This is a genomic window from Micromonospora globispora (assembly GCF_003857015.1).
GTDB lineage: Bacteria > Actinomycetota > Actinomycetes > Mycobacteriales > Micromonosporaceae > Micromonospora > Micromonospora globispora.
On the sequence record NZ_QGGF01000531.1, the window covers coordinates 1 to 5,473 of the forward strand.

The window sequence follows — 5,473 nt, forward strand, 5'->3', positions numbered from 1 at the left end:
TCCCGGTCCTGTGTACCAGCTGTGCGGGCGCCGGACCCCCGCGGGCGTAGCCGTCGCGAGCGGCCCGCACAGCTGGTACACAGGATCGGGACAGGCTCGGCACAGCGGGGCGGCCCACGATGGGGGGCATGGTAGTGGAGGGGGCGGCCGCGCAGGTCCGGATCGAGCTGCGCCGACCCGATGGTGAGCCGGTGCGGGTGCTGGTGGTCGACGACGAGGCGACGCTGACCGACCTGCTGTCGATGGCCCTGCGGTACGAGGGCTGGCAGGTGCGCACCGCGGGCAACGGGATGGCCGCGGTCACCACCGCCCGGCAGTTCCAGCCGGACGCGGTGGTGCTCGACGTGATGCTGCCGGACCTGGACGGCTTCCAGGTGCTGCGCCGGCTGCGCGAGCAGGCCCCCACCGTCCCGGTGCTCTTCCTCACCGCCCGGGACGCCGTGGAGGAGCGGATCGCCGGGCTCACCGTCGGCGGCGACGACTACGTCACCAAGCCGTTCAGCCTGGAGGAGGTGATCGCCCGGCTGCGCGCGCTGCTGCGCCGCTCCGGGTTCGCGGTCGCCGCCCGGGAGGACGCCGTGCTCACCGTCGGCGACCTGAGCCTCGACGAGGACAGCCACGAGGTACGCCGGGGCGGCGACCTGATCACGCTCACCGCGACGGAGTTCGAGCTGCTCCGCTACCTCATGCGCAACCCGCGCCGGGTGCTGAGCAAGGCGCAGATCCTCGACCGGGTCTGGAACTACGACTTCGGCGGCCAGGCGAACGTCGTCGAGCTCTACATCTCGTACCTGCGGAAGAAGATCGACGCGGGCCGCGAGCCCATGATCCACACGCTGCGGGGCGCCGGATATGTCCTCAAGCCGGCGGAGTGACCTCACGGGGCGGCTGCGCCGCTGGCTGGCCGGCTGGTCGCTGCGGCGCCGGCTGGTCCTCTCGGTGGTGGCGCTGCTCGCCCTGGTCAGCATCGGCATCGGCGGCCTCACCACGGTCGCCCTCCGGCACTTCCTGATCAACCAGGTCGACAACCAGCTCACTGCCGGCGACCGCCGGCATGAGAGAGTTCCGCCCTTCTTCCGGGACCCCACTTCGTCCCCCCGGTCCACTGACGGCGAGCAATGCGAGCTGGAACCGCCGCCCGGATTCCCGCCGAACTCGGTGGCCGTCAAGGTCGTCGGCGGCCAGATCGTCTGCGGCCAGATCCGGACGGAGGGCGGCACGGCCGAGCCGGTGCCGGTCAATGAGGTTGCCGCCCTGACCCGGGAGCCCACCGACGGGCGGCCCCGCACCGTCGAGCTGGGTGACCACGGCGACTACCGGGCCGTGGCCCGCCAAGTCGACGACGGTGACATCCTGATCTTCGCCATCCCGCTCGCCCGGGTGGAGGAGACGGTGATGTGGATGATGGTCGCGCAGGCCGGGGTCATCACCGCCGGGCTGCTCATCGCCGGCAGCCTCGGCGCGCTGATCGTCCGGGCCAACCTGCGCCCGCTGAACCGGGTCGCCGCCACCGCCAGCCGGGTCACCGAGCTGCCGCTCGACCGGGGCGAGGTGGCGCTCTCCGTCCGGGTGCCCGAGGCCGACACCGACCCGCGCACCGAGGTGGGGCAGGTCGGCGGGGCGCTCAACCGGATGCTGGGCCACGTCGCCGCCGCGCTGGCCGCCCGGCAGGCCAGCGAGACTCGGGTACGTCAGTTCGTCGCCGACGCCAGCCACGAGCTGCGTACGCCGCTGGCCGCCATCCGCGGGTACGCCGAGCTGTCCCGCCGTGGCCGGCAGGAGGTGCCGCCGGACGTCGCCCACGCACTGCGCCGGGTGGAGTCGGAGAGCACCCGGATGACCAGCCTCGTCGACGACCTGCTGCTGCTCGCCCGGCTCGACTCCGGCCGGCCCCTCGCCGCCGAGCCGGTGGACCTGACCGCGCTGGTCGTGGACGCGGTCAGCGACGCGCACGTCGCCGGCCCGGACCACCGCTGGCAGCTTGACCTGCCCGACGAGCCGATGACCGTGACCGGCGACGCCGCAAGGCTGCACCAGGTGGTGGCGAACCTGCTCGCCAACGCCCGGGTGCACACCCCGCCGGGCACGACGGTGACCACCCGGCTCGCCGGGGTGGACGGCGGCGTCGAGCTGAGCGTCGCCGACGACGGCCCGGGCATCCCAGCCGACCTGCAACCGGAGGTCTTCGAGCGGTTCGCCCGGGGCGACAGCTCGCGCTCCCGTGCCCATGGCAGCACCGGCCTCGGCCTGTCCATCGTGGCCGCCGTGGTGGAGGCCCACCACGGCCGGGTCGACGTGGCCAGCCGCCCTGGTCGCACCGTGTTCACGGTGTGGCTGCCGGATTCCACAGCTGACGCATAGCCAGCTCATGGGGCCGGGCCAGCGGAGTCTTCCAGGCTTGCCGGCATGGACAGAACAGAGAGCCTGCTGACTGCGCCCGGGTCGTCCGTGACCGGCCCGGTCACCTTGCCTGAAGCGTCGACCCCGCCCACCCCGGCGGCATCCGAGCCGGTCCCTGCCGAGCGGGAGAGTTCGCCGCCGGATCAGATACGCGGCAACCCGCCCTGGGTCAGACCGGCGCTGGCCGGCCTGCTGCTGACCACCGCGCTGCTCTACCTCTGGGGCCTCGGTGCCTCCGGTTGGGCCAACTCGTTCTACTCGGCCGCCGTCCAGGCCGGCTCGGTGAGCTGGAAGGCGTTCTTCTTCGGCTCCTCGGACGCGGCCAACTCGATCACCGTCGACAAGACCCCGGCCTCGCTCTGGCTGATGGCCCTCTCGGTACGGATCTTCGGGCTGAACAGCTGGTCGATCCTGGTGCCCCAGGCGCTCCTCGGCGTCGCCTCGGTCGGTGTCCTCTACGCCGCCGTCCGCCGCTGGTACGGCCCGGTCGCCGGGCTCATCGCCGGCGCGGTGCTCGCGGTCACCCCGGTGGCCACCCTGATGTTCCGGTTCAACAACCCCGACGCCCTGCTGGTGCTGCTCCTGGTCGCCGCCGCGTACGCGACGGTCCGCGCGGTGGAGACGGCGAGCACCCGGTGGATCGTGCTGGCCGGCGCGCTGGTCGGCTTCGGCTTCCTCACCAAGATGCTCCAGGCGTTCCTGGTGGTCCCGGTCCTCGCCGGGGTGTACCTGCTGGCCGCGCCGACCGGGCTGTGGCGGCGGATCCGGCAGGTGTTGCTGGCCGGGCTGGCCGTGCTGGTCTCCGCCGGCTGGTGGGTGGCCATCGTGGAGCTGGTGCCCGCCAGCGCCCGCCCGTACATCGGCGGATCGCAGGGCAACAGCATCCTGGAGCTGACCCTCGGCTACAACGGCCTCGGCCGGATCACCGGTGACGAGGAGGGAAGCGTCGGCGGCGGTGGCCGGATGGGCGGCGGCGGGCCGTTCTCCGGTCAGAGCGGCTGGCTGCGGATGTTCGACACCGAGGTCGGCGGCCAGATCTCCTGGCTGCTGCCGGCCGCGCTGATCCTGCTGGTCGCCGGCCTGGTGCTGGCCGGCCGGGCGGCACGTACCGACCGGATGCGGGCCGGGCTGCTGCTCTGGGGCGGCTGGCTGCTGGTGACCGGGCTGATCTTCAGCTTCATGTCCGGGATCTTCCACCCGTACTACACCGTGGCGCTCGCCCCGGCCGTCGGCGCGCTGGTCGGCATCGGGGTCACCCTGTTCTGGCGGGAGCGGACCGCACCCCGCCGACGGGCCACGGCGGCCACCGCCATCCTCGCCGTCACCCTGGCAGTCACCACCTGGTGGTCGTGGCGGCTGCTGGGCCGCAGCGCCGACTGGTACCCGTGGCTGCGTACCGCCGTGCTGGTGGTCGGGCTGGCCGCCGCGGCGCTGCTCGTCCTCGGCCGCCGGCTGCCCCGCCGGGTCACCCCGGTGGTGCTCGCCCTCGGTGCGAGCGCCGCGCTGGCCGGGCCGATGGCGTACTCCCTGGAGACGGCCGCGACCCCGCACACCGGGTCCATCCCGAGCGCCGGCCCGGTCGTGCAGGGCGCGTTCGGTCCGGGACGCGGCGGGTTCCCCGGCGGCCGGATGCCGGGCGACGGACAGTTCCCGGGCCGCGGGCAGCTCCCCGGCGGCAACCAGACCGGGCAGAACGGCACCGGTCAGCCGGGTCAGCTCCCGGGCCTCCCCGGCGGCACCCAGACCGGGCAGAACGGCACCGGCCAGACCGGCCAGGTCCCCGGCCTCCCCGGCACCGGCCAGACCGGTCAGCTCCCCGGTTTCCCGAGTGGCGGGAGTACCGGTCAGCTGCCCGGCGGCGACGGCCGGTCGTCGCAGGGCGGCATGGGCGGGCTGCTCGACTCCCGGGAGCCGAGCGCGGAGCTGAAGGCCCTGCTGGAGGCGGACGCCGACAAGTACACCTGGGTGGCGGCCACGATCGGGTCGAACAACGCCTCCGGCTACCAGCTCGCCACGCAGCAGCCGGTGATGGCGGTCGGCGGGTTCAACGGCAGCGACCCGTCGCCGACCCTGGCGCAGTTCCAGCGGTACGTCACCGGCGGGAAGATCCACTACTTCATCGGTGGCGGTGGCTTCCGGGCCAACGGCGGCAGCTCCGCCTCCCAGAAAATCGCCTCCTGGGTGACCGAGAACTACACCGCGAAGACCGTCGACGGTGTCACCGTCTACGACCTGACCAGCGGAAAGCAGGGCTGAGGCGATGACACTGTCCCGTGAACCCCGGTCGGCCGTGCAGGCCCGCCCGACGGCGCCCACCGCGGTGCTGGACGTGGTAGTCCCGGTCTACAACGAGGAGACCGACCTCGGCCCCTGCGTCCGGCGGCTGCACGCCCACCTGACCGCGCACTTCCCGTACCCGTTCCGGATCACCGTGGCCGACAACGCCAGCGTCGACGGGACGCTGGCGGTGGCGGAGGCGCTCGCCGTGGAGCTGCCCGAGGTCGGGGTGCTGCACCTGGACGCCAAGGGGCGGGGACGCGCCCTGCGGGCGGCCTGGTCGGCCTCCCCGGCGCCGGTCCTCGCGTACATGGACGTGGACCTCTCCACCGACCTGGCGGCGCTGCTGCCGCTGGTGGCACCGCTCATCTCCGGCCACTCCGACCTGGCCATCGGCACCCGGCTGGCGCGGACCAGCCGGGTGGTCCGGGGAGCCAAGCGGGAGGTGATCTCCCGGGGCTACAACCTGCTGCTGCGGGGCACCCTCGCGGTGCGGTTCTCCGACGCGCAGTGCGGCTTCAAGGCCATCCGCGCCGACGTGGCCGCCGGCCTGCTGCCGCTGGTCCAGGACACCGGCTGGTTCTTCGACACCGAACTGCTGGTCCTCGCTCAGCGGGCCGGGCTGCGGATCCACGAGGTGCCGGTGGACTGGGTGGACGACCCGGACAGCCGGGTGGACATCGTGTCCACCGCCCTGGCCGACCTGCGGGGCATCGGCCGGCTGGCCCGGGCGCTGGTCACCGGCGCGCTGCCCGTGGCCGAGCTGCGCGAGCAGCTCGGCCGGGCGCCGCTGAGC

The 5,473-nt window shown here is 73.6% G+C and carries 4 protein-coding genes; all 4 read left to right on the forward strand.

Features of this window, described 5'->3' with window-relative positions:
* Positions 1-128 precede the first annotated feature (128 nt).
* Positions 129-875 carry a response regulator transcription factor gene (locus DKL51_RS28055; RefSeq protein WP_124812677.1) on the forward strand — a complete coding sequence of 249 codons (747 nt, stop codon included), beginning with the start codon at positions 129-131 and terminating at the stop codon, positions 873-875.
* Positions 853-2,361 (forward strand): sensor histidine kinase, encoded by a 1,509-nt coding sequence (locus tag DKL51_RS28060; RefSeq protein WP_124812678.1) that lies wholly within the window; start codon positions 853-855, stop codon positions 2,359-2,361. The genes DKL51_RS28055 and DKL51_RS28060 overlap by 23 nt, the downstream gene beginning before the upstream one ends.
* 45 nt (positions 2,362-2,406) lie before the next feature.
* The gene (locus DKL51_RS28065; protein ID WP_124812679.1) at positions 2,407-4,656 is read left to right on the forward strand and encodes an ArnT family glycosyltransferase; all 2,250 of its coding nucleotides are present in this window, start codon (positions 2,407-2,409) and stop codon (positions 4,654-4,656) included.
* Positions 4,657-4,660: 4 nt separating this feature from the next.
* Positions 4,661-5,473: dolichyl-phosphate beta-glucosyltransferase (locus DKL51_RS28070; RefSeq protein WP_148097865.1), on the forward strand; the 813-nt coding region annotated here is incomplete at its 3' end.